The organism is Dokdonia sp. Hel_I_53, from assembly GCF_007827465.1.
In the GTDB taxonomy this organism is placed as follows: domain Bacteria; phylum Bacteroidota; class Bacteroidia; order Flavobacteriales; family Flavobacteriaceae; genus Dokdonia.
Window position 1 is genome coordinate 1,185,616 of sequence record NZ_VISL01000001.1, and the last position, 26,476, is coordinate 1,212,091.

11 protein-coding genes and 1 tRNA gene are annotated in these 26,476 nt (G+C 37.1%); 7 read left to right on the forward strand and 5 right to left on the reverse strand.

Annotation, left to right across the window (positions count from 1 at the left end):
• Positions 1–21: 21 nt before the first annotated feature.
• The 5 genes from OD90_RS05305 to OD90_RS05325 form a co-directional block, all read right to left on the reverse strand.
• Complete coding sequence (locus tag OD90_RS05305) at positions 22–13,110, reverse strand: T9SS type B sorting domain-containing protein (protein WP_144667624.1); 13,089 nt, start codon at positions 13,108–13,110, stop codon at positions 22–24.
• A 59-nt stretch (positions 13,111–13,169) separates the two neighbouring features.
• Complete coding sequence (locus tag OD90_RS05310) at positions 13,170–16,193, reverse strand: PorP/SprF family type IX secretion system membrane protein (RefSeq protein WP_261374463.1); 3,024 nt, start codon at positions 16,191–16,193, stop codon at positions 13,170–13,172.
• A 1-nt stretch (position 16,194) separates the two neighbouring features.
• Complete coding sequence (locus tag OD90_RS05315) at positions 16,195–17,655, reverse strand: gliding motility-associated C-terminal domain-containing protein (protein WP_144667629.1); 1,461 nt, start codon at positions 17,653–17,655, stop codon at positions 16,195–16,197.
• A gap of 69 nt (positions 17,656–17,724) precedes the next feature.
• Positions 17,725–19,032 (reverse strand): hypothetical protein, encoded by a 1,308-nt coding sequence (locus tag OD90_RS05320; protein ID WP_144667632.1) that lies wholly within the window; start codon positions 19,030–19,032, stop codon positions 17,725–17,727.
• Between the two features lie 183 nt (positions 19,033–19,215).
• Positions 19,216–19,668: a hypothetical protein gene (locus tag OD90_RS05325; RefSeq protein WP_144667635.1), complete on the reverse strand. Its 453-nt coding sequence runs from the start codon at positions 19,666–19,668 to the stop codon at positions 19,216–19,218.
• A 572-nt stretch (positions 19,669–20,240) separates the two neighbouring features.
• Here OD90_RS05325 and OD90_RS05330 point away from each other — a divergent pair.
• The 7 genes from OD90_RS05330 to OD90_RS05360 all read left to right on the forward strand — a co-directional run bounded on the left by OD90_RS05330 (position 20,241) and on the right by OD90_RS05360 (position 26,463).
• Positions 20,241–20,323, forward strand: a tRNA-Leu gene (locus OD90_RS05330).
• Positions 20,324–20,536: 213 nt separating this feature from the next.
• A complete protein-coding gene (locus tag OD90_RS05335) occupies positions 20,537–21,466 on the forward strand; it encodes a MerR family transcriptional regulator (protein ID WP_144667638.1) in 930 nt (309 codons plus the stop codon).
• Positions 21,459–22,916, forward strand: a complete 1,458-nt coding sequence (locus OD90_RS05340) for a phytoene desaturase family protein (protein WP_144667641.1) — start codon at positions 21,459–21,461, stop codon at positions 22,914–22,916. The genes OD90_RS05335 and OD90_RS05340 overlap by 8 nt, the downstream gene beginning before the upstream one ends.
• Before the next feature lie 4 nt (positions 22,917–22,920).
• The gene (locus tag OD90_RS05345; RefSeq protein ID WP_144667644.1) at positions 22,921–23,760 is read left to right on the forward strand and encodes a phytoene/squalene synthase family protein; all 840 of its coding nucleotides are present in this window, start codon (positions 22,921–22,923) and stop codon (positions 23,758–23,760) included.
• Positions 23,761–23,778: 18 nt separating this feature from the next.
• Complete coding sequence (locus OD90_RS05350; protein WP_144667647.1) at positions 23,779–24,246, forward strand: sterol desaturase family protein; 468 nt, start codon at positions 23,779–23,781, stop codon at positions 24,244–24,246.
• Between the two features lie 109 nt (positions 24,247–24,355).
• A complete protein-coding gene (locus OD90_RS05355) occupies positions 24,356–25,348 on the forward strand; it encodes an NAD-dependent epimerase/dehydratase family protein (protein ID WP_144667650.1) in 993 nt (330 codons plus the stop codon).
• A gap of 83 nt (positions 25,349–25,431) precedes the next feature.
• Positions 25,432–26,463, forward strand: a complete 1,032-nt coding sequence (locus OD90_RS05360) for a glycosyltransferase family 2 protein (RefSeq protein WP_144667653.1) — start codon at positions 25,432–25,434, stop codon at positions 26,461–26,463.
• Positions 26,464–26,476 lie beyond the last annotated feature (13 nt).

Consider the following 26,476-nt stretch of genomic DNA (forward strand, 5'->3'; position numbering starts at 1 on the left):
TAAGATTTTAGGAGCATTGTATTATCTATATAATGTAAAGTGACCCACAAACTCACGATCATTACCTTCTGGTCCAAGTGTAATAATGTACCAATAATCTCCTGTAGGTAACTCTTTAGAATTGTATTTTCCATTCCAACTTTGTCCAACATTCATTTTAACAATTACACGACCATATCTATCAAATATTTGGGTCTTTAAGTTAGGGTAGTTATCTGCACACCCTGGAGCCCAAGTATCTAAGACACCATCATCATTAGGGGTAAAGTAATTAGGTACACATACATCAATAAATTCTATATAAATATCTGCTGTTGCGGTACAACCCTCAGCATCAGTAACAATTACAGTATAAGTACCTGATTCTGAAATAACATAGGTATTTGTGGTACCTGTAGAAATCCCATTAAAAGTATACTGATTATTACCAAAACCACCAGTAGCTACTGCCACAATTTCATTTAAATTACCTTCTTCTAGTGTTAATGATAAAGGCTGTATGTCCTCTATAATAAAGGGTATTGTGTCTTCAGAACATACTCCATCGTAAATAACTGTAATATAGTGCGTTCCAGGAGAAACATTTATAAATACATTATCAGATTGCTCATTACCACTATCATCAAGACTATACGTTAACAGAGATGGATCTGGTATAAAACCATCAACAGTTACAGTAACGGTATTTCCTGGTGTATTAGTATCACAATTAGGATCTACATCTAAAGTAGGAATAATATTAACTGTTTCTGGGAAGGTGATATTCCATGGAGATTCACATCCTTGCGCATCTCGTACATATACTATATGATCTCCTCCAGAGAGGTTATCAAATACAAATGTTGTTTGGGTAGGACCTCCCACAGTGTAAGTTCCATTAGGATCATCTAATACAACCTCATAAGGTAAAGACCCGCCTGATATTTCAACACTAAAAGAACCATCTGCATCTCCAAAACAAGTTTCTGGTATGATAGAATTAGGTACTATTCCTAGTGCTACAATTTCTGGATCTTCTAATCTAAAATCAAATGTGTCGAAACACCCTAATTGATCTTGAAAGATTACGGTATAATCTCCAGGTTGTAAATCCTCAAAAACATTAGTTGTAAAAAATTGATCAAGGTTAGGTGATATCGCATATATAATATCTCCTGTTCCTCCAGAGGCGTTTATAGTTAACACACCATCATTTGCTCCATTACATGTTATTGGAGTGAGATCATAATCGGCAGTCACTGCTTCTAGAGGCTCTGTAATGATTAACGTACTAGAAGTATCTTGACAATCACCACTTTGAACATATACTTGATATGTCCCAGCAGTTAACCCTGTGAATACACCAGGAGAGCTTTGAGTTGCTGGCACAGTAACCCCAAATTCGTCTTGTAACGTATACACGTAATTTCCTAAACCTCCAATAGCAGTTGCTGTTATAGATCCCGAAGAATCTCCTACACAATTAATGGTAGGATTATCAGAAGTAAGGTTTACTTCTAAATCAACAAGTGGTTCAATCGTGATCTCATTAGACGCACGGCTAACACATCCATTCTCATCCCTGATAAAATATTGATACGTTCCAGGTACCACAGAGAATGTTACATCAGTAACAAAAGTTCCTAACGGTGTAGTAAAGTCATCTGCATCATCATACGTATACAGACCAGTACCACCTGTCGCACTTAACGTAAGTGTAGCATCTGTAAGACACGTTTGTGTTGAATTTACGACTAGACTTGCATCAATCTGATCTGGCTCTGTGATTGTAATATTAGCAGACGTCAACTCACAACTGTATGTGTCTTGAATAGTAACAGAATACACCCCTGCTCCAAGGTTTGAAAATACGTTTGATGACTGAGGACCAAATGTACTTGCATTAGGAGAAATTCTATTAAGTGTATAGTTGTAATCAGCTCCTTGACCTCCTTGAACATTTGTTACAGTAATAGAAACTGTTTGATCACCAAAACACGCTACTTCAGTAGCACTTGGCGTGAAGGTGGCAGTAATTGCATCTGGCACTTCTAATAATACAGTGTCTGTTTCTAAACAATCATTTGCATCTCGTACAGTTACTGTGTATAAACCTGCACTTAGATCACTGAATGTTGCATTAGGTGAAAAGGCAACCGTCACTGGACCTGTTAATTGATATTCATATGGTGGTGTACCACCACTACCCGCAGCCGTGATAATTCCTTGATCATTTGTACAAGTTACATTATAGGTTTCTGTAGCGATAACCGCAACTGGGGTAATAGGAGACTCAATGGCCACACTATTTGATACAGTTGCACAGAAAGGAGTGTCAGTTGCAGAAACATTAACAGTATAATTCCCTCCATTCAATCCTGTTATAATCTGAGGGTTTGAATTAGTATTTCCTGTTCCTGAAATACCCACTGGAGCACCAGAGCTATCTAATACATCATAAGTATAATCACCTGTATAATTGAGTACCGTAAGTGCTATTTCTCCACTTGCATTTCCAAAACAATCTACATCTTCTAATGTACTTAATTGTGCTTCAATCACATCAAAAGGAGCTATTTCAAAATCTGTTAAGAAGTAACAACCCGTTGTCAAATCATTTATTTGGAAGTAATACGTTCCTGGGTCTGTTAAAGCAAATATATTTGAAGGTTGTGGTATTCCATTTGGTAACAATTGGTACTCAAAGTTTCCAGAGCCTCCAGTAACATTGATACTCACTTCACCAGTATTATTACAATCAATAGGTGATGTAATTACAAATGCTGCAGCCGTGATAGTTTCTAGCGGATCAATCGTTACTGTATTTGTAGCATCACAGTTGTTATCATCTCTAACGTATACTGTAATTGTCTGTATAGCACCAGTATCTGCTACCTCAAATGTATTTGAAGTAAAATAACTAGTTCCATCAATACTATATAAATAAGGAGGCGTTCCATCTGCACCCGTAATAGTAATCGTTGAGGTATTTACAGAATTATCTGCCGCACAGTTAAATGATGTCGCTGTCGCGGAAGCTGTTAAAGCATCTGGCTCCTCAATTATTACATCTTCTGTGAGTGTACATCCTCTACCAGACGTGACTTGCACCGTATAAGTATTTGCAGAAAGTCCAGTAAAAATATTTGAACTCTGTGCAGGACGAGTAAATCCTGCTGGCGCAATAATCGCGTAGGTATACAGCGGATTGTCATTTCCAGCACCTAAAGTAACTGTAATAGTTCCATCACTGCCCGCATTACAACTAACATCCTCATGTGATGTCGTAAATGTCACTGGGGTAGGTGCTTCTAAAGTAACTTGAGTTGTAAACGTACAACTTGTTATTCTATCTATGGCTGTTACATCATATACACCGGCAGGTAATCCCACAAATATTGGATTTGTACTTGGGGAAACGCCCAATGGATCTGGATTGATTGTATATTCATAATCACCAGAACCTCCTGCGGCTGTCACTTCTATCTCTCCATCATCATCACTACAGCTAGGTAGATTACTAATAGCTGCAATAGCCTCTAGAGCAGGTAGTATTGTCACAGATTCTGTAACTGTACATTCATTTCCATCTCTAATAGTTACTGTATACATTCCTGGAGCATTCACTGTAAAAGTGGTTCCCGTCTGGTATCCATTACCTATACTATATTCAAGAGGTGCAATACCACTTCCTGGCGTAACTACTAACTCATATTCACCAGAAGCATCTGGACATTGACTGGTTGCGGCAAATGTAAATCCTGAAGGTAGTGGATCTGTATCTATCGTCACGGTAATCATGTCTTGACAGTTGTTATTATCCTGTACATACACATCCCAACTCGTTGAAGTAGGTGGATCTAACGCCGCTGTATTAGAAGATGTAAAGGTTCCTGGACCAGCACCGCTTACCACAAATGAGTATACGTAAGGAGGTGTACCTCCTGTCGCACTCACCGTTACCTGTGCATCATCATTACAGTTTGCATTAATATTAGTGTCCTCAATTAATGTTAACGGTGCTACTTGAGCAACAGTCACAGAAGCTGTTGCAACACAACCTGTAACTTCATCTGTAATATCTATAGTTTGTGTACCTGGGATTGAGATGTTACTAACTAATACTGTCGCATTCGTTTGTCCAGTTACCGTTGCCCCACCATTTATAGAATAACTATACGTTCCTGTAAAGTTAGAGACCGTAAATGAAACTTCACCATTGTTTCCTGGATTACAAGTAATGTCACTCACCAATTGTCCTAGCACCTCAATATTCTCAATCGCTGGTACTGTAAACTGCTCTTGATAAGTACATCCATTAGCATCTATAACTTCAAAAGTATAAGAACCTACAGAAAGTCCTGTATAAATACCTGTAGTATCACCTGTAGTATTTGGATCTCCTGCTGGAATAATAATATCATACGTTAATGGACCTATTCCATCAGTGGCAGTAATTGTCACATCGCTGCTAGGTGTATCACAGGTCGCTACCGTAGCGCTAAAATCCAGGTCTGTAGGTGGATCTAGTGGCTGTACGTCTATAGAACCAGTAAACTCACAATTATTTAAATCTCTTACAATATAATTAATCGTCTGTACCGTTCCATTATCATTTACAACATACGTGTTATCAGTTGAGAAACCATTTCCTTCAAAGCTGTAGTAGTAACCCGTCGCTATTCCCGTAGGTGTTCCTCCGGATGCTGTAACGGTGATGGTTGTCTCCACATCACAAGTCGTATTAGCAGACAAGGATGCAGTAGCTGTTACCGGAGTTGGTTCATCAATTGTCACAGACTGTATAGCTGACCTGCAAGAAGAACCATCAATAACGACAATATCATACGTTCCTTGTGATAAGCCTGTAAAAATGTTAGAATCTGCAGGTGTGTTTAACACACCCTCTATTTCATAGGTAAATGGTCCTACCCCACCCGTAACGTTTACAGTAATACTACCGTCTGATCCTGCATTACAGCTTACATCTGTAGGCACAGGTGTAAATGTGACAGGAACAATAGGGGAGACTTCTATACTATTGATTGCCTGGCATCCAGCTCCATCTGTAACTCTAAAGAAATACTCTATAGGAGTAGCTGCACTGTAAACATTTGATCCCATTGCTGTATACGTAATACCGCCATCTGTAGATACCTCATAGGTATAACTAGCATCTCCTCCCCCAGCAGTAAGTGTAATCTCTGCATCTGGACTTGCTGTACAATCAAGTTCCTTTGTGATAGTAGGTATTAACGTTAGTTGATCGTTTACCACATACGTGGTAGTTGCTGTACAACCGTTATCATCTCTTATAAAAAAGTCATAAGATCCTGGAGCAGTAATCGTAAAGTTTGGGCTGTTTTGATATGGTCCACCCGCACTATATGTGGCATTACCATTAAAAGTAGTTCCACTCACTGTTACCGTAAAAGGTGTTCCCACGTAACACTGTGTTGCAACAGGATCAATAGTAGGTGCTGCATCTGTTGCGACGGTAACTGGTAATGTGAATGGACAACCATTTGCGTCCCTTACATATATATCCCAAGTTGTTCCTAATGAAGCATCTAGATTTAATACATTGTTGGTGGTATAAGCAGAAGTAGGTACCGCTGATGGTGAAAGTGCATACGCATATTCATAAGGACCCGTTCCTCCCGTTGCATTCACTGTTACTTGCGCTCCTGTATTACAATTTGCATTAATATTGTCTACCACCGTTGCAGTAAGCGCTTGGATTGGTTCTGTGATTTGAAAAACCTGCGTTGTAGAGCATAAAGTTCCATCAGTCTCTTCTACGAATAAGGTATAATTGCCGGCTCCTAAGCCTGTTATGACATCACTTGCAGGAGCTCCAGTTAGACCAGTAAAGGTTCCATTAGCTGGTGGAGCGATCGGTTGGTTAGTTAATTGATCACGTACTTCATAATAAAGCATGGTTACTGAAGCGTCATAATCTGAAACGGTAAAACTAACCTCTCCTGTGCTATCTCCATTACAGGAAACATCTGTTGTCGATAAAGCAGAGATATCAATAGGAGATAAAGGTGGTGTAGTTACTTCAATTATTGAGAAGCAACTACCTGCATCCTCCACTTGAAAGAAGTAGGTTGTATTGTGATCGAGTCCTGTAAAAGTATGAGATGTGTTTGCTGTCGGTCCAAAAGCCGTAGCCGGTTGACCAAATATAGAGTAGATAAATGGTTGAGCACCAGTTAGAACTTCTATGGTAACTGTTGCACCTGTTGCACAAGAGCCGGTAGTGGTGTTACTGGTCAAACTAATATTTGGTGGTGTTTCAATACGTTGAGCCGCACTTCTAAAATCACAACCATTTGCATCAACAATTGTTACAAAATAATCACCAAAACTAAGTCCAGAGAACGTATGTGTTGTCAAAGCTGTACTTCCACTCGTATCAATTTGCGTATTTGTATTATCAAATAAAGTGTAGATAAATGGTGCTACTCCACCTGAGTTTATTGTAACATCCAAACTACCAGGTACATTTGAATTACATTGGATAGCGTTTCTTACTATGGTCACATCGATCGGTGCTGGATCATTCAAAGTAATAGACCCAGTATCCTCACACTGTTTACTATCTCTTACAACATAATTATAAGTTCCTGCACTCAAACCACCAAACACATTTGAGGAAACAAAGGTAGTTCCGCCATCAATACTATAGGTAAACGGAGCCTCTCCTGAGGTAGCCGTCAAGGTGATAGACCCGTTGGTATCTCCATTACAAGTAGGGTCTATATGAGTCTCGGTTGCTGTAACTGGAACTAATGGATCAATAGTATGAACAACAGAAGTAACAGAACAACCATTGCTATCTGTTATTCTAAATTGATAGTCTCCAGGATTAGGAGTACTATAAATGAATGGTGAGGTCAAGGCTCCTTGTGGATTAAATCCACCTCCATTAAATTCTACCTCATAGGTATATGGTCCAGAACCTCCATTAAAAGTAAGTGTAATTTGAGCTTCAGATGGTAAAGGTGGTGCACAATCAAACTCTTCAGTGATTTCACTGTTTAATACTAGCTGAGGACTCACAGTAACTGAATTACTTGTAGCAGTACATCCATTAGCATCTCTTACAGTAACGGTGTAGGTTCCTGGTGTTACCGTAAATGTAGCACTTGTTTGGAAATTCGTTCCATCTATACTATATGCATATGGTGAAACTCCTGAACTTGCTGTTGCGGTAATGGTATAGCTATTACCAATCGTACCACATTGGTCGTCTACCGCAAGAGTAACTGTAGGTGTAGGATCTGTAACGATATTGATATCTTGAGATACCGTACAATCATTTGCATCTTTTACCCATACTGTGATATTAGATCCTAAAACACTTGTATCTACCGTAGTCGTATTACTAAAAGCAGATGGCGCTGGTGCTGGATCTCCCTGAATGACATAGGCATACGTATAGCCTGGTGTTCCACCGCTAGGTCCTGTAAAAGTAATAGTTGAAATAGATTCATTACAATTTACACTCGATGCCGTAGCTGTAAATGTAATCTGTGTCGCTGCGTCTATTGTTACGCTCGCAGAGTCGGTACATCCTGTAGCGGTATCAACGACATCAATAGTATATGTCCCTGCGGTAAGACCTGTTACGGTTACTACATTATCTACTTGAGTATCTGTAGTTACAGTAGGACTAATTGTATAGGTATAATTGCCAGTACTGCTCACATCTGTAATGGTAAATACCGCTTCGCCATCACCTGCATTAAAACATTGTTCGTCCGCTTTCGCGAAAGCTACCTGAATAGGTCGAACAGGTGAAATACTATGTGATGCTGTAGCCGAACAACCATTTGCATCTGTCACCTCAAATGTATAATTACCAGGAGTTAGTCCTGTGAAAACACCTGAGTTCACACCCGTAGTATTTGTCGTAGCAGCACCTGGTGCAGTAATTACAAATGTAAACGGAGAAATCCCTCCCGTAGGTGTTACCGTCACATCTGTGGTCGTATCATTACAAGTAATGGCATTTGAATCTGCAAAAGCCACTCCTGTTATAGGATCATATGGTGGAATATCTATAGAATCAGTATCGATACACCCATTAGTATCCCTTACAGCATACGTAATATTTTGTATTACACCAGTATTATTTACCGTATACGTGTTTGAACTCGAATAAGAACTTCCTTCGAAACTGTACTCATAACTCCCTGTACCACCAGTGGCAGTTACCGTTATTACAGTTGTAGCACTACAGCTAGTATTAGCTGGAATAGAAGCAGACGCTACAAGTTCATCTGGGTTATTTAAAGTTACACTTATAGTACCTATACACTCGTTTCCATCACGCACATAGAAAGTGTAAGTTCCAGCAACTAAACCTGTAAATAATGGGTCTGATGTATAGGTAACATTATCATCACTATACATATACGCACCAGAACCCCCTGAGCCCGTAAGAAGCACTTGCCCATTGCTATCATTAAAACATAATGGATCTGTTGGGGTTGCAACTACTGTAGGATTAGTGATAGGTGCAACAGTGGTTACTCCAGATTCCGCGATACAACCTTGATCGTCTGTCACTTGAAATTGGTATGTACCGTCTGTTGTTACCGTGTAGGTAAAAGGAGATCCTGTTGTTCCTAACGAAGTGTATGCTGCACCATTTATAGAAACAGCATAGGTGTATGGAGGATAGCCTCCAGTTATAGTTCCCGTGATTTGACCATCAGGAGACGATGTACAATCTAGTTCTTTATCTAATATCGTAGTTAATGACAATTGTGGAGCAATACTCTGACTTGCCAAAGTAAGTGTACATCCATAAGCGTCTCTTACAGTAATAGTATAACTTCCAGGTATAAGATTTGGAAAACTGTTACTCGCCTGAAATGGACCTCCATTTATACTAAATTCAAACGGCGCTACTCCAGCAGTTACATCTACCACTAAAGTGGCTCCACTAGTTGTATCATAACAAAGGTTAGATGTGCCACTTAATGTAGCTTCTACATCTTCAGGAGTAGTTAAATCAAAAGTAGTGGTCACCTCACAACCATTAACATCAGCCACTAGAGCCGTGTATGTTCCTGGAAGTGATAAACCTGTAAAAGTCGTGCTAGATTGCGGACCTAAAACTGAATTATCAGGTTGGGTAATCGTATAGGTATAACCTCCCCAACCACCTGTAGCAGTAAGCTCAACACTCCCATCATCCTCACAAGTAATAACAGTTTCTGCAGCAGACAGCGTTAATGCGGCACCAGGCTCTTGTACCGTTGCTGTATCCGTTCCTTCACAATTGGTTACGGTATCTATTATGACAATAGCGTACGAACCAGCTCCCAAACCAGAGAGTGTAAAAGGTGAGGTTCCAGCGATTGCTGCTCCACCATTCACGGTATATTCAAAATTAGAAGTTCCTGATACCGTTACAAGAATGGATCCATCTGAATCACCGAAACACGTTACGTCATTTTGTGTTTGGGCGCTCACTGCTATACTAGGTAATCCATCAACCGCATACTGCTCACTGTATAAACATCCATTTGCATCCCTTACCTCAAAAGTATAGGTGTCTGGAGACAGATTAGCAAATACGTTAGAATTTTGATATGCTGTCACTGCCGCGGCTGGAGCAATAATTCTGTACTCTAATGGAGCAATTCCCCCGGTCGTACTTGTGATAGTAATATCTGTTAAGTTAGAAGGACATGTAAGTGCTGTGTTTGAAAATTCAAGATCTGTTGGAGGATCTAGTGCATCTATTACAATTACTGGTAGAGCTAGTGAACATCCACGTGAATCTTGAATAACAACAACATAAGATCCGTTTGTTAAATTTGTAAATACTGTACCTGTTTGAAAAGTAACTCCGTCAATACTATATTCATACCCTGGGGTTCCTCCACTAACATTACTTACCGTAATTTGAGCAGTAGTATCACAAGTGTAATCTACTGTAAGATCTGCCTGACCCACAAGAGGTTCTGGTATAGTAATCGTTACTGTCTCTGGTAATGTTGTACATGAGGAAGGCCCAAAGGTATATTGTATAAGCGTTTCATAATCACCAGCGGGAAGGTTAGTAAAGACATTATTACTAGAGAACGTAACTCCATTATCTATACTATATTCCAAACTACTACCGTAGGTAGTAGTAACATTAAAGGTGATAGTTCCTGAATCACCAGAATCTGCACATTGAATATCAGTTGCTGTAACAGTATACTCTGGAGGTAAAATTTCTTCTACTTCAATAGAATAGGTAGCCTCACAACTATTGGCATCTACAACTCTAATATTATAGGTACCTGCACTTGTAATATTATAAACTGAACTACCCTGAAAAACTGTTGTACTATTAATGTAAAAAACATAAGGAGGAGTACCACCTACAGCGTTCATGTTTATCTCACCTTGAGTTTCCTCAAAGATTGGATTACCAAATTCATCAAATAATAAATTACCATCACCATCAGTTGCTTGAATCAAACAATCGATAAATGGCGCTGCAAGATCTGCAGTTAGGGATAATAAATCTGGTTCCACAATGGTAACCGTATTTGATTCAACACAGCCATCTTCAGTCTGGACATTTGCTGTATACTCACCCGCATTAAGGTTTTCAAAATTATAAGAGCTTTCTACAATTGGACCAACAGTTGTAACTAAGGCACCTGTATCATCAAACAATGTAAAAGTATATTGAGGCTCACCATCATTTGCAGAAACTTGTATGCTTCCTAACTGTCCATTACACAATGGATTAGTTGCTGTAGCCGCAAATGTGAAATCTCTTAAACGAACACGCACATTTTCAACAGTAAAGACACAGGCCGTATCTGGAACATTTTGCTGTCTTACATATACTGTGTACGTACCAGCAGTAGCTACATTGAATATATTACTAGTTTGATAATTTGTTCCATCAAGACTAAATTCATAATCACTAGGCACATTATTTACAGTAATTGTACCAATGCTATCACACAATATATCTGTGGCAACTGCAGTTGGGTTCAATACATTTTGATATACATTAAAAAAGAACTGATTAAAACAACCTCCATCGTAATTAACAGTAAGTCTAAACTGTCCAGCGGTATTTACTGTATAATCGGTACCAGTTGCTACTTGATTCCAAGAACAAGCACCATCTTCATTTGCACAATCATTATTACCCACCGCTGCACAACTAGACTCGTCTAACTGTTCCCAGATTATAGAATTTGAATCTGTAATAGCTGCACTAAGATCTCTACTATCATTTAAACCACATAGGAAAATATTAGGCAATAACCTTCCATCATCTGGACAGGTAACTACTTCATCAGCTTGTGGAAGTATAGGATTTGTTTGGTTTTCACCATAGATGATCACATCAAAAATTTGAATAATAGATCGACAAGGAGCTGGTGCGGAATTATATACATAATAAGTCCCACTTTCAGTAACCGTTAAAGTTTGAGAAGTTCCTAGAACTGGTGATCCTGAGGGGTCGCTAGACCAAGAGTATGAATCATACCCATCGGCAGCTACAATATCAATACTGTCACCACAAAGAATTGCGTTTTCACGAAATTCGCACTCATCAATATCTGCTAAAAAGTTAGTAGCTTGAGGCACTAATAAACAGCCTGTGTTTGAGCTAACACTAGGATCATCTGTAATTATAAAATCTGGATTAACAGTTCCTACGTAACTAGCAAAGGCTTGGTTTTGAACCAGGTTAGAACAAGCACTTGACAAATCATTACAGTTTTCGACAACATTAGCATTGATTCTAAATTCTACTACAGGATCTCCTTCCTCAATGAGATAATCTTCTACAGATAAAACAATCTCACGTGTAGCAGGATCGTAACTTACAACTGTAACTCCTGGTGGCAAATCAAGTCCTGAAGGAAAGTCAAAAACAGTATTAATAGGTAATACGTCCCTTATTATAAGGTTTTGTCCGTCATCATTCCCTATATTTTGAAAACTAATCACGTAGTTAAGTTCTTGACCAAGACCAACCACTTGATCACTTATATCTTGCCCTAATTCATCCTCTACCGTTTTTGTAAATACAATATCTGGTTCTATAATCTCTACGGCAAATGAGAAAAAATATTGAAAGTAGGTATCTTGAACAGTACCTAAAGTAACTACAGCAGAGGTGTCTCCATTGTTAATAACTGAATTTCCAGGATTAGGTACCGCAATAATTCCAGTATCGAATCCTAAAGTGTTTGAGCTATTCGGGTTTCTATTATTAACTGGTAATGCATTCAGTTGTGTAACTGAACTATTAAAAAAGTTGTTAGCTGGGCGATCGGCCGTCGATAAACTAGAACCATTAAGGGCCAAGAAATCTCCTGGTATTGGACTATCACCTTCTAAAGTGGCAAATGCTAAATTAGCTCTTACAGGTCCCGTAGGAATTGTCCTGAATCCATCAACATCCACATCTACTGTTCCTCCAGTGGCTACACTAACTACTTCAAACCCATTGAAACTAGTAATAGATTTGCTAGGCAGTGTAGGATCTTCATACACTACATAAAGAGACCACCCAGCAGATTGACCAGTCCCTCCATTTGAGCCTTGTCTTGAAGAAACGTTTGCTACTGTATAGGTACCTGTGTTAGTAGCTAAACCTTGAACTATACTCGTTACGTCTGCGTAACAAGCATACGGCAAACTGTTAGCAATTTCTGATCCTATTGGCGTTCTATCATAAATAATATTTCCAGCAACATCAACATATCCACCAGAAGGCCCTCTGAATTTTACATTTGTAAAATCTTGATTACTGTCCCGCTCTACTGCCCCCCAATATAAGGCTGCATATCTAATTTCATAACAGTTAGGATTTGGGACTACTAAATCTGCACTAGTGGAGCTAAATGTTGTAGCATCTCCATCAATATCAATATAACGCATATCAATATTAGAATTATATTGATTATCATTATTATATGCATTATTATTCCTTCCTAGTATATTGTTTCCAATTAGAAGAATATCTCCCTTTAGGTCATCATCAAACACAGGAGTAAATTCTACGCTGTCTTGAGCCAATGACTGCAATCCTGTAAATATGAATACTAAAAATAAGGGTATTTTATAAAAAGTAGCTTTCTTCATAATAATAATGATTTGGGGTAAATCTTACAATGATTAACTATTCTAAAATTTGTAAAACTTTAATTATCAATTTGAATAATAGAAACCTTTTCTGCAAAAGGAGCCTCATTCTTTATACTTAATTTATCGTTTGCACCTGCTATTGAATCTACTTTATCAATATAGATGTAGTACTTACTTGTGTCAATATTATAGAAGTAATTCACTTGACTGTAGCCAGATGCAATTACTTTTTTAACAAACTCATCTCTGTCCTTAGCATTGCCATGTGTTGCTAATACTATATAGTATCCGCTATCAATATTTTCCACGTTACTAAAACGACGTGTAATACCGCTTTCTTGATCTCCGAAATCAAAATCTTCACTAGTGTAAGGCGTATTAACAACAGGTGTATTTGCCTTGAGCACTCTGAGAGAGGCTTGATCTTGCTGGAATCTATCCTCCTCATTATTAAAGGCAGCTCTCTTAATTCTTCTTGATCGCTCAAATTGAGTTGCTTCCTTAATTCGTTCTAATGAAGCCACTAGATCTGCTTTTGCTGCCTGAGTTAATTCTCGATCTAATTTAAGATCTGTGATTGCCTTTCTATAATACGCATTTGTTGCATCATCACCAGAAAATTCCTTTGTTCTCTCTCTTAATAAGCGCTCTAGTTCAGAAATTTTACTACTCTGCGAACTAATTGCTTGATCTAATTCTGTTTGTAATGCTGCAATTTCAGCATTTTCTTGAGAAACACTTTTAAATGGTTTTGGGGCCACAAAAATACCTTTCTCACTTAAATCATTTGCTTCCTTAAGGTCTCTTAGATCTTCATCCTTAGAGTCTACCACTTCGGCTAAACGGTTTAATAGATTATCCTGAGACTCTTGTGCTGTTTCTGTTTGTTCTGTTAAGTTCTTTATATTTTGACCTAAATTATCTGTAGGATTTATCTCGGCTTCTTTTGCTTCCTCAGCTAGTCTTGCTTCTTCAGCTAACCTTGCTTCTTCAGCTAACCTTGCTTCTTCAGCTAACCTTGTTTCTTCTGCTAGTCTTGATTCTTCAGCTAGTCTTGCTTCTTCAGCTAACCTCGTCTCCTCTGCTAGTCTCGCTTCTTCAGCTAACCTTGCTTCTTCAGCTAACCTTCTTTCTTCAGCCAACCTTGATTCTTCAGCTAGTCTTGCTTCTTCAGCTAACCTCGTCTCCTCTGCTAGTCTCGCTTCTTCAGCTAACCTTGCTTCTTCAGCTAACCTTGTTTCTTCTGCTAGTCTTGATTCTTCGGCTAGTCTCGCTTCTTCAGCTAACCTTGCTTCTTCTGCTAGTCTTGATTCTTCGGCCAATCTTGCTTCCTCAGCTAGTCGTGCTTCTTCAGCCAATCTAGCCTCCTCTGCTAGTCTTGCCTCTTCTGCTAGTCTTGATTCTTCGGCCAATCTTGTTTCTTCGGCCAATCTTGCTTCCTCAGCTAGTCTTGCCTCTTCGGCTAGTCTTGCTTCTTCAGCTAATCTAGCTTCTTCTGCTAGTCTTGCTTCTTCAGCCAATCTTGCTTCCTCTGATAATTGAGCTTGCTCCGCTAGTCGTGCCTCTTCAGCCAATCTTGCCTCTTCAGCTAATCTAGCTTCTTCTGCTAGTCTTGCTTCCTCTGATAATTGAGCTTGCTCCGCTAGTCGTGCCTCTTCAGCCAATCTTGCCTCTTCAGCTAATCTAGCTTCTTCTGCTAGTCTTGCTTCTTCAGCCAATCTTGCTTCCTCTGATAATTGAGCTTGCTCCGCTAGTCGTGCCTCTTCAGCCAATCTTGCCTCTTCAGCTAGTCTTGCTTCTTCAGCCAATCTTGCTTCCTCTGATAATTGAGCTTGCTCCGCTAGTCGTGCCTCTTCAGCCAATCTTGCTTCCTCTGCTAGTCTTGCTTCTTCAGCCAATCTTGCTTCCTCTGATAATTGAGCTTGCTCCGCTAGTCGTGCTTCTTCAGCCAATCTTGCCTCTTCAGCTAGTCGTGCTTCTTCAGCTAGTCTTTCCTCCTGAGCAATACGTGCTTGTGCATCAAAATCAACAGCTTCTTCAGTTTGAGCAGGCACTCTTGGCTTGCTTGGGGTATTTCGCGCTAAGCGTTTCTTTTTACTAAAAGATCTCCTTCTATTTTTCTCAAAATTTAACAGTCCAGTAATACGCTTCTTTCTAAAATCAAAAGAATTCTGAGTAGGAAGCATGAAAGCAAGTGTAAATTCATGTGTAGAACCTAACCCGACAAAACCTCCCAATGATTTTTCATAATTGTATTCTAATGCAATTTGGGATGTGACATTGAGACCGACACCAGCAGACGCACCAAAAACTGTGTTATAACCACCTTGAACCCAAAAACCTTTTGGAACAGTCAACATCACAGTACCAGAAAAAATGGATGTATCCTCCTGTATTTCTGCTCTACCTAATGCAGAAAACTTACTATTATCTAAAAAACCATAAGTATCTAAAAAACCAGTATACATTACATGTCCCTGAATTCCTCGCCGGGTTTGCTCCTTGAGTAATTCTGAATTACTTACATCATAAGTAACAAGATTATTTATAGTAACCCCAACATCCATGAATCCTCCTCCGTAGTTAACACCTGGACTTATAGTGGTTATAAAACTAGAAGGTATATTATTTATTGATGGATCATCACTTGTAGAGACTACATTACCCGAATTCACACTACTGCTATATGCAGCTAAATTAAGACCAAAAGTCAAATTACTCTCTGAAGCAAGTTGTGCGTTATAAGCAACATTTGCAATTCCTCCAAATGTTGTAAAAACACCAAAATTTCTTTGAAATAGGCCTAAACCTGCACCAATCTTTTCTGTGAATCTACCCGAAAAACTTGCCAAATACGTTTGAGGAGCATCGCCTGCCTGTACTAATTCTCTTTTATTGTTAATAGAGATGTACTTATTCTCCTCTCTTGCAAAACTTAAAGTTGGACTAATAATGTATTTACCAAACATTAATGAATTACGAGCTGGTAAATCTAGAGCAATCGCACTAGACTCTTCTTGACCCTGCATTGTTGCAGCGTAAAGAAAAACTAAAAGTATATGGAGGAGGTTATTTTTCAATTTAATTGATAATTGTAATGGATCCCTTAATAGATTCTTTTTCTTGTGGAGTAATTACGTAATAAAAAACTTGATTCCCAGAACCTATTTGCTCCATATCCTCAGGCCAATTATTTAAATATTCTTTTGTCTCAAGTACTTTCTTTCCAGAACTACTCACTATAAGCACTTCGGCATTTGATCCACTTAAATATTCTGCTGGAATCATCCAAGTGTCATTTATTCCATCGCCATTGGGAGAAATTACATTAGGAATATTGTCTGCATCTACAACAACACGTAGTTCAAAAAATAGCTCTACTATTAAATCACAATCGCCTGTAGCGGTAACGACGACCTTATAGTTACCCACTTGGTTAGCGCTGTAAGTCATTGTTGTAGCACTCGGGATGATTTCATCATTAAAAAACCATTCATATTGAGGATTATCGAGTTCTGTAATCACAGAAACTTGTAAAGATTCACCAGCTTGAATAAAATTAATATCATTAACATCAAGCATAGTACTTCCACTCAAACTTTCTATATCAATACTTCCTACAGCCACACAGCCATTAGAAGTAACAATCACAGCATAACTCCCAGAGTCATTAGTTTGCAACGTATTATCATTTGCTCCCTGTATGAGTTGATCATTTCTGAACCACTCATAACTATCACCATTGACCGTAGTAAGCGTTGTACCTTCCCCATTAGAACAAAAAAGAGTTCCCAAACTAGAACTTATATTAGCGGTCGCAGGTTCTCCATTAGTAGCAAATGTCACCGTAACTCTATTAGAAAATGAATCTGAACTACAGGGTCCATAATCAGTTTCTGCAAAATAGGTTCCTTCTTCATCTACCAAATACGTATCACCTGTTGCTACCCATTGTGAGTTTGTATCATCAATGACGCGAAACCAATTAAATTCTAAACTATTATATGTTAATGGGGATATGGCCCCATCAAGCCCCGGATCATCTATAGTTAACAAATAACCAGATGATGGACAAAAAGTGGCCGTATCTTCTAAGTTATTAATAGTAAAAGGTGTGTCGTGCAACTTAAAGTACGCTGAGAAAGGATCGGATGGAACACTAGATGCGACTGGAGATGTACTTTTCACCCTTAGCCTATATCCGTCACCTCTAGCATCTTCTGGTATTGAAATGGAAACGGTTGCTGGAGAATCAACAATAGCACCAGGGTTTGACCTAAAAGCTTCAAAAGCAGGGTCGTCAAAATTTCCATTACCATCTGATAATTCAACTATGAATTGATTTGAAGCATCTAAACCACTTGAAGGGTTAAAAGAAAAACTTACATCATAGGAGTTAAAAGATGACGTTGCGCAAGCACCTTGAAAAATATTTATACTAGGTTGTCCAATAGCGATTTGAGCACTAACAGAAAAAACTGGTGTGACAATAATGCACACCAGTAAAAGCCCTTGAAGTATACACCGGGTAGATTTTAACATTATGTAGGTTTTTGGGTGGTGGTATGCTATCTCGTAAATATTAGTTAAAAATAACTCTATATTTTTATATTAATTTGAGCTGTTAGAGGCAATAATTTTATTGATACGTAAGCGAAAATCAGGATCTCTTAAATTTTTAGAATCTATAAACGTTTTAGAATCTTCCCCTTTAGAATATACATTTTGGAAACCTGGATTACCGTACCAATTTTCTAAGTCTTCATTATTTTGTGAATTCTCAATAAAGATATTTCCTTCACAGCTATTGAAATACATTTTTGTAAATTTAATACGCTGTAAGTTTTTATCATTTAATGAAATATCACTACTAAAAATCACTGCAGGATTAAAACCAGATATCACACTCTTATCCATTGTAAGTGAAGTATTTGAATCTACATATACAGATTCATGAACCAAACCAACCTCAATAGCACTTTTTAAGTTATCACTCATATTAAGAAGCGTAAGGTTAGAAGCAACAACTGATGTCTGATCTTTAGCAAAATCTGCCTCAGAGTCATTACTTTGAGATGTAGCATGTAAACTTGCAGCTCCTATAGATGCTGAATCGTACGGTGAGCGTACCGCCAAAGAATTGGTGATATTAATTTGAGAACCGAAGTCAAATTTAAAATCTGACCTACTAGCCTTGAAAGAAACAAGATGAGTTAAATCTAAATCACCACCTGCAACATAAAGAGAATTACCTTTACTATAACTCATCATTATGTTAGATATTTTAGTTTTATTACCTACAGCATACAAACTAAGAGCATCAAAAAAACCAAAGTCTTTAGTTCGCTTTCCAGCATACTCTATTCTAACATAGTCCATAACACCAGAATTACTTTCAGCATTAGACCCTCCGTAAACTAGATTATCTGGAGCATACGATTTTAGTCCTTTTCGTAAAATATTTCTCTCACTAATCTTATTTACAGCAGCATCTCCAAGTAAAAATATACCTCCCCAATCACCAGGTCTAGGAACATCTCTATTAGAGGTAAAGACAATAGGATCTGTTTCTGCTCCAATAGCTTCTATAGAAGATCCAGCCGTCACTACAAGTGATGCTTTTGTCTTATGATCAGCAAGAATAATTGTTCCTGGCTCGATAATTAACTTAGTACTATCTGTTACAAAAACATCCCCTAGCAATAGGTAGATCTCACGCTTTTGTAAAGTATACTCTCCACCTTTAATTTCACCCGTTAAAATTTGAGTTGGCTCAAGGTTTACATCTACTTTTGGTTTGAATTCTGTCCAATAACTTAACCAGTTATCTTCTCCTATAATTCCCTTTTCTTGTTGTGCAAAAATATTTCCTGAACAAACAATAAGTGCGATCAAAAACGTGTATATGTTATTTTTCATTACAATAGATATTTTTAAATAATTAACCAACGATTTGAGTATTAACGATTTTCGAAGCTTCGAAACTACGTTATATCCACCAAATCACAAAGCATCGCAGACAAAAAGTTTAAAAAAAACATAAAATAATCATAATTTTTAAACACCTGCAATATATACACCTAATAATAGGTGTTAGTAATTTTAATTAAAATCATTATAAGTATGTAGTGATTTTAATGTTTGCTCATAAAACAAAATTGCAGCGATTAAGCTAGACTTATCTGAATATGGCAATACTTGCTTTTGAAAAGCCGAAGTATTTTCAAAGTAAGATGCTGCTGCTTCAATATTATCTGTCAAAGCTTTTCTATGCTCTTTCGTATCAGGAATACCTAAATCACTCATTGTTACCCCTGGCTTGGTAGTAAATGCGATGTTTGGTAAAATCTTAATAATCACATCCACACGTTGTATGTATAAATCTAAAAGAGGCCCTTTTTTCAATGCAAGTAATTCTTCACGATCATGATATCTATTGATCTTGACTTTTTTGCTGATAATTTCTTGTTCAGCATCTTGAGCAACACTCAATTGAGACATTCCAAAGAATAAAAATGCAAATAACGCAGAGCGTAAAAATAATTTAATAGTCATAGTAATAAGTTTTAAGTTAGGTTTATAATCTTATTTTGGGATAATATTACGAATAAACTCGATAAAAAGCAAAAAAATATCGATGATAAGCGTTTAATTTATAAACAAACACAACGTTGTATTAAAAATTACTTATCAAATTTGCAGATATTTCATCAATAAAATTTTCAAATTTAACTTTATATTTAAAGCATAAAATTAGATTTAATCGGACAAAATCATTTGATTACAAGACACTTAGACATTAAAGAAAATCTAATTCAAATCTATTCTAGTTGTTATATCTCTTCAACAATCCTTACGATTTACAAAGATACTTAAATCATAATTTTTTTATAAAAAAAATACATCTTTTAGAAGTTTTTTTTAGCTAACTACTATTTAGTCTCTATGTTGAAATTTTAACTCTGCTCTTTTTTTTCTTATAACCTGTCTGAAATATATACGTATATATTTTAAAAATAGTTTCATCAAATTCTAAATAGGTAGATTTTATATAATTCAATGTCAAAAGTTTTGCATTTCACAAGAACAACATATATTTGCAATCGCATTACAAAATATGCAATTCTACCCGGGTGCTGAAATTGGTAGACAGGCACGGTTGAGGGCCGTGTGCACTAGTTGCGTGTGGGTTCAAGTCCCATCCCGGGTACTACACAAGGAATTAACTTTTATCGGTTAATTCCTTTTCTAGTTTTAAGTGCTGGTCTTAATAGTTTTAAATCCTTTCCCTTATTATCTATTTTTCATTATTTATACGCTTTCGCGAAAGCGAACTCAATATTTCTATTTTTTGTTTATTTTTTAACTACATTTTGTTAAACAAAAAACAAGATTTGAGTACATTTACGACAAATAAAGGGGTATGAAAAATGTAGTGAAAACCAAATTTAGCATTAAAGATCTCGAAAGTTTGAGTGGGATTAAAGCGCATACCATACGTATATGGGAAAAACGTTATAGCTTATTAGAGCCTCAACGTACAGCTACTAATATTAGAACATACTCTTTAAATGATTTACAAAAGCTGCTCAATGTAGTATTTCTTACAGAGAACGGTTATAAAATCTCTAAGATTGCAAATAAAACTACTTCTGAAATCTCAGCACTTGTTTCTGTCATCGTCTCAGAACTCAGTGCAGCCAGTGAAAATCACGCGATCAATTCATTCAAAATAGCGATGATGAATTTTGATCAAAATCTATTTCACAAGACTTATAATAGTTTAGTAGAAACAAAAGATTTTGAAACTATTTTTTATGAATCCTTTCTGCCTTTACTCCACGAGATTGGTCTTCTCTGGCAAACAGATACAATTAATCCTTCTCACGAGCACTTTATATTTAATCTAATTAAACAAAAGATACTTATAAATATAGAAAAGAAACAACATAGTACCCCTTGTACTCAAGAGCAAACATTTGCGCTATTTCTTCCAGAAAATGAGATACATGAACTAGGCTTATTATTTCTTAACTATGAATTGATATCAAATGGTTACAAAGTCATTTATTTAGGTCAAAGCATCATGTTATCTAACCTTAAATATCTTTACTTAAATCATCCTCGCCTATCATTTGCCGCGTATTTTACTGTAGCCCCAGAAATTGACAAAATAGAGGACTATTTTAATGAATTTAACAATCTCTTTGGTACTCAAAAATTAGACCTATATATATTGGGTGCTCTTACCTCTAAAATTGATGAATCTTCAATTCCTGATAATGTTTACTTAATGATGAGCATCCGGGAATTTGTAAATGTGATTCAAAAGAAACTTCCTATATATGCCTAAAAAAATTGCCGTTATAGGCTCTGGATTCTCTTCCCTATCTGCCGCTTGCTATTTAGCGCATGCTGGTCACGAAGTTCATGTGTTTGAAAAAAATGCCACTCTTGGTGGACGCGCAAGACAGCTACAAAAAGATGGCTTTACTTTCGATATGGGTCCCAGCTGGTACTGGATGCCAGATATCTTTGAAAAATTCTTTAATAATTTTGGGAAAAATGTATCTGACTATTACCAACTAGAAAAATTAGATCCAGCGTATAAAGTATGGTTTGCAGATGATATTGTAACTATAGGTGATACGCTAGATAAAATTGCAGTTGAATTTGAGCGAATTGAACCAGGAAGTTCTGCTGCACTTGAAAAGTTCATTAAAAAAGCGGGGGTAAATTACGATATAGCCATCAATGACATTGTCAATAAGCCTGGAATATCTCCACTAGAGTTAGTTACTCCTCAAACTGCTTTACGGGTAAATCAGTTTTTCAGAACTATAAGTGATGATGTACGTAAAGCATTTAAAAATAAAAAACTGGTTTCTATATTAGAATTTCCAGTATTATTTCTAGGTGCAAAACCAAATAAAACACCTGCATTTTACAGATTTATGAATTATGCAGATTTTGGTTTGGGTACTTGGCACCCAAAAGGGGGAATGCACTCGGTTATCAAAGGTATGATTACTCTAGCCGAAGAACTCGGCGTTCATCTTCATACAAATGCTGATGTTGAACAGATAATTGTAGATAAAGGTATAGCTAAAGGACTACTAATAAGCGGCAAAACTATTCCTGCAGATATTGTTGTAAGTGGTGCAGATTATCACCATAGTGAAACGCTACTATCCAAGGAGTACCGTCAGTACTCAGAAAAATATTGGGATTCACGCGTTTTTGCCCCTTCCTCCCTACTCTTTTATGTAGGTTTTGATAAAAAATTTAAAAATCTTGCCCATCATAATTTATTTTTTGACACTGATTTTGATGAACATGCTCGAACCATTTATGATGATCTTGCTTGGCCAGAAGAACCATTATTTTATGCCAATTTTCCTTCGGTAAATGATTCTTCAATGGCCCCAGATGGGAAGGAAAATGGATTTTTCTTAATTCCTATCGCACCTGGAGTAGAAGACAATCAACAACTTAGGGATAAATACTTTGATATTATCATGAAACGCATCACAAAATTATCAGGTGAAGATTTTAAAAGCCATATCCTTTTTAAAGAGTCATTTTGCGTAAAAGATTTTATATCAGAATATAATTCTTACAAAGGAAATGCCTACGGAATGGCAAACACTTTAAAGCAAACTGCATTTCTTAGACCAAATTTAAAGAGTAAGAAAGTAAAAAATTTGTATTTTACTGGTCAATTAACTGTCCCTGGACCAGGAGTACCACCAGCGCTTATCTCTGGAAAGCTTACGGCACAACTGATAAACAAAATTTTTTAAGTTAATGAAATCATTATTTGACACCGTTTCCAGAAGTTGTGCTAAAGTTGTGACAAAGTCCTATAGTACCTCTTTTGCCAGTGCTACAAAAATGCTAGCACCGTCTATACGACAGGACATTTACAATATCTACGGTTTTGTACGTTTTGCAGATGAAATTGTAGATTCTTTTCATGACTACGATAAAGCCCTACTTTTTGATAGGTTTGAAAATGACTTAGAAAATGCACTTCACGATAAAATTAGTCTCAATCCTATATTGAATGCATTTCAAGAAACGGTACATAAGTATGATATATCACAGGAGCATATTGACTCCTTTATGAAAAGTATGCGATTAGACTTAACTAAGTCTGATTATCTTACAGATGAGGAATATCGAGAGTATATTTACGGTAGTGCAGATGTAGTAGGTCTTATGTGTCTAACCGTTTTTGTTCAAGGCGATAAAAATCATTTTGAAGACCTAAAGGAAAGTGCCATGAGTTTAGGTTCTGCATTTCAAAAAGTAAATTTTTTACGTGATTTAAAAGCTGATTTTGAGGGTCTGAGCCGAACCTATTTTCCAAATACTAATTTAGTTGATCTTGACGAAGCCTCTAAACAACAGATAATACAAGATATAGAGGAAGATTTTGAAAAGGGACTCGCGGGTATTAATAAATTGCCAATAGAAGCAAAGTTCGGAGTTTATACAGCTTTTCGCTATTATAAAAAACTCTTAACCAAACTTAAGAAAGTCCCATCTGCAGAAATTAAAAACACACGCATACGTGTACCAGATTATGTAAAAGCTACACTACTCGCTCGTAGTTATGTAAAATATAGATTAAACCTTATTTAAATATAGAATATCGCAACAATGGACATATTTCTTTGGATCCTCATTTTTGTACTCACCTTTGTAATAATGGAATTTCTAGCTTGGGCGACCCATAAATACGTTATGCACGGTTTTTTGTGGTCTTTACATCAAGATCATCACCACAAGAAACATGATTCTTGGTGGGAAAAAAATGACTTATTTTTCATCTTTTATGCGCTTATCTCTATCGGCTGTTTTTTACTTTGGCGTTATGAAGATGTCTGGATAGGTTTACCTATTGGTTTGGGAATATTTGCTTATGGCTTAGCTTATTTTGGAGTACACGATATTTTTATCCACCAGCGATTCAAAATGTTTCGTAAAGCAAATGGCTGGTACGGCAAAGCTTTACGTCGTGCACATAAAATGCACCATAAACATTTAGGTAAAGATCATGGAGAATCTTTCGGTATGCTCTTTCCGCCTGTTAAATATTTTAAACAAGCAAGACAGACCCGCAAATAGGAGCATATTTGCATTTACTATCATACACTCCGAATTTAAATCTGTTATTTGTTACGCTTTCGCGAAAGCGTATACCTCACTATCCACTCCTATTTCTTAGGTTTGCATTATGCAATACACATCACTCGTCACAGGAGGGGCTGGCTTTATAGGTAGTCACGTCGCATCGTATTTACTACAACATGAGCACAAAGTGGTCGTCCTTGATGATCTCTCTGGTGGATTTGAAGAAAATATTCCAGAAGAATGCCTTTTTATAAAGGGCTCGGTTACAGATTATCAACTAGTAAATGAGCTTTTTAATACCCATGTTTTTGATTATGTCTATCATCTGGCAGCGTATGCCGCCGAGGGTTTGAGTCATTTTATACGACGTTTCAATTACGAGAATAATGTTATAGGTAGTATAAATTTGATCAATGCATCAGTCAATCACGCTGTGAAAAAATTTATTTTCACTAGCTCAATCGCTGTATACGGTTCACAAGAATTGCCACTTCGAGAATCGCAAAATCCGCAGCCAGAAGATCCTTACGGTATTGCAAAATATGCTGTGGAAATGGATCTTAAAAACGCACACGAAATGTTTGGGTTAGATTATATCATTTTTAGACCTCATAATGTGTACGGGCCAGGACAGAATATAGGGGACAAATATCGCAATGTTGTTGGCATATTCATGAATCAGATTCTTAAAAAAGAAGCACTTACCATTTTTGGCGATGGAAAGCAAACTCGTGCGTTTACCTATATAGATGACGTGGCTCCATATATTGCTGCGAGTTACGCTTTCGCGAAAGCGGATAATCAAATTTTCAACATAGGTTCAGATATTCATCATACTGTGCAGCAACTCGCTGAAGAAGTTAACAAAGCAATGAGTAGCTCGACTCAAATTACGCATTTAAAAGAGCGTAATGAGGTGCAGCATGCCTATGCAGATCACTGTAAATTTGAGGACATATTTGAGCCTGCTGTAAAAACTACTCTTGAAGACGGTTTAAAAGTAACAGCGAGATGGGTAATTGATAAAGGATCAAGAGAAAGCCAGCCATTTCAACATATAGAAATTAAAAAAAACCTTCCCCCATCTTGGCAATAGCCAAGTACAGAAATAGCATGTATTAACAGTTATCTTAAATCAGTTTTAATTACCCTTATAGTCTATCTATCCACAACATAAAAATGTCAAGTTCAACAAATATAAATACCACTCCATTAGTATCAATCATCATGGCGGTAAAGGATACGGCACCTTACCTACACGATTGTATCAATTCTATTATCAATCAGACGTATCAAAATTGGGAACTTATTGCCGTAAATGATCACTCTACAGACGAAACTCCTCAAATACTAGCGTCTTTTGCTCAGCAGGATTCACGTATACGAGTATTTCACAGTAATGAGCATAAACTAATCCCTACCCTACAACATGGTTACCGAGAAGTAAAAGGAACGTTGCTTAATCGCATGGATAGTGATGATAAAATGCCAGAATACAAAATACAAGTGCTGGTTGATGAATGGTTGAAATACGGAAAAGGGCATGTGATAGCGGGTGGAACTGAGCATTTTGTAGATGAAGGTGAAGTAGGCGACGGTTTTTTAAGGTATGAGAAATGGCTGAATCAAGTCGCAAGAACAAGCACACATTACCAGCAAATTTATAAAGAGTGTGTAATCCCTTCGCATTGCTGGATGATACACAAAGACGATTTTGATGCCGTTGGTGCATTTGATCCAATTGTTTATCCAGAAGATTATGATTTGTGCTTTAGAATGTATCGTAATAATCTTAAGGTTATAGGCATCGATGTTATTTTACACCACTGGCGTGATCGCTCAAATCGTATTTCACGCACTTGGGAAGAGTATAAAGATAATCGCTATTTTGAATTAAAAATGCGCTTTTTCTATGAGTTAGACCGTGATACTTCAAGACCTTTAGTTTTGTGGGGAGCTGGCAGAAACGGCAAAGACATGGCAAAAATTATTCAATCCTATGAAAAGGAATTCCATTGGGTCTCCAATAATCAAAAGCAAATAGGTAAAGATATTTACGATATACGTATGCAATCCTTTGAGGATATACCTAGGATTAAAAATCCGCAACTCATGATTGTAGTTTCTTCTCCCGATGGTAAAAAAGAAATACAAGAGAAATTAAACGAATGGGGGAAAAATCCCGTAAATGATTATTGGTTTTTTGCTTAAAAGGACACCTATC

Excerpts from the sequence above, each read along its gene's own strand:
- OD90_RS05335 (WP_144667638.1), top strand. The coding sequence starts at position 20,537 with ATGAAAAATGTAGTGAAAACCAAATTTAGCATTAAAGATCTCGAAAGT.
- OD90_RS05325 (WP_144667635.1), bottom strand. The coding sequence starts at position 19,668 with ATGACTATTAAATTATTTTTACGCTCTGCGTTATTTGCATTTTTATTC.
- OD90_RS05320 (WP_144667632.1), bottom strand. The coding sequence starts at position 19,032 with ATGAAAAATAACATATACACGTTTTTGATCGCACTTATTGTTTGTTCA.
- OD90_RS05340 (WP_144667641.1), top strand. The coding sequence starts at position 21,459 with ATGCCTAAAAAAATTGCCGTTATAGGCTCTGGATTCTCTTCCCTATCT.
- OD90_RS05315 (WP_144667629.1), bottom strand. The coding sequence starts at position 17,655 with ATGTTAAAATCTACCCGGTGTATACTTCAAGGGCTTTTACTGGTGTGC.
- OD90_RS05345 (WP_144667644.1), top strand. The coding sequence starts at position 22,921 with ATGAAATCATTATTTGACACCGTTTCCAGAAGTTGTGCTAAAGTTGTG.
- OD90_RS05350 (WP_144667647.1), top strand. The coding sequence starts at position 23,779 with ATGGACATATTTCTTTGGATCCTCATTTTTGTACTCACCTTTGTAATA.
- OD90_RS05360 (WP_144667653.1), top strand. The coding sequence starts at position 25,432 with ATGTCAAGTTCAACAAATATAAATACCACTCCATTAGTATCAATCATC.
- OD90_RS05305 (WP_144667624.1), bottom strand. The coding sequence starts at position 13,110 with ATGAAGAAAGCTACTTTTTATAAAATACCCTTATTTTTAGTATTCATA.
- OD90_RS05355 (WP_144667650.1), top strand. The coding sequence starts at position 24,356 with ATGCAATACACATCACTCGTCACAGGAGGGGCTGGCTTTATAGGTAGT.